The organism is Weissella sagaensis (assembly GCF_005405285.1).
Taxonomy (GTDB): Bacteria; Bacillota; Bacilli; order Lactobacillales; family Lactobacillaceae; genus Weissella; species Weissella sagaensis.
In genome coordinates this window covers 1-977 of sequence record NZ_BJDT01000022.1, presented here as the reverse complement: position 1 = coordinate 977, position 977 = coordinate 1, and the positions used below count along the sequence as shown (strand labels likewise).

The following is a 977-nucleotide window of genomic DNA, read 5'->3' as shown; positions in this document are numbered from 1 at the left end:
ATATCAAGATGATTTTAAAGCCAGCATTGTGAAGATGCATCGTGAAGAGAAAAGATCTATTCGCTCGCTTTCCGAGGAATACGGTGTTTCTCCAGCCGCAATTCATAACTGGGTTAAAGGCGCTAAATCAGTTGAGCTAGAAGACGGTACTGAAGTAACGTCCAAAGAATTCAAACAACTTCAAAAGGAAAATCAGCGATTAAAGGAGGAACTTGAAATTTTAAAAGCTGCGGCGGTGTTACTGGGAAAGCATTAGGACGAATTAATTGCCTTGTCTTCATAGAAGATCAGTTATTGCGACACCGCTTATCAATTATTCTTTCGGCACTGAAATTACCGCGCAGCACCTATTACCATTGGAAAAGATATCAACCTAGTCAACACGAACGTGTTGATAATCAGCTCAAAGAAAAAATTAAATTGATTTGGGAAAATAATTATCGTGCCTATGGTTATCCACGAATAACGATGGTGCTTCGCAAGTCAGGCATCTGTGTTGGGTCAAAACGAGTTTTACGATTAATGAGGGAAATGGAGATTCACTCTTTAATGAATCGGCGATTTAAAAAACCTGGCACTCATGTGGATCATTCACAACGCCCCAATTTAATCAAGCACCAGCCCAATGCAAGGATATGGGGTGCTGACATTACTTATTTGGAATTACGTCCAGGAACCTGGGTTTATCTCAGTTCTATTTACGAACCAAAGGTTCATCAAGTTCTTGCTTTCAAGATTGGTCGTCAGATGGAGGCGACGTTAGTTGTAGAAACGATTAATCAGGCGCTTGAATGTCATCAAAAGCCACAATATTTTCACTCTGACATGGGTTCACAGTACACCAGCAACGAAGTTGAAACTTTACTTGAACGGCATCAGATTAGCCACTCATACTCAAAACAAGGTTATCCTTATGATAATGGGCCAATTGAAGCTTTTCACTCATTGTTGAAGAGAGAGTTTGCCTTTCAAACAAC

Annotated in this window: 1 protein-coding gene; it reads left to right on the top strand. The window is 40.1% G+C overall.

The window, feature by feature from the left end; translation table 11 throughout:
* Positions 1 to 977 (top strand): IS3-like element IS1163 family transposase gene (locus FFM55_RS09715; protein ID WP_137601021.1). Its coding sequence is split into 2 segments (ribosomal slippage), with 978 coding nucleotides annotated over them: positions 1 to 221 and positions 221 to 977; the frame shifts between segments, so codons are not numbered across the junction. This gene is flagged as partial in the annotation.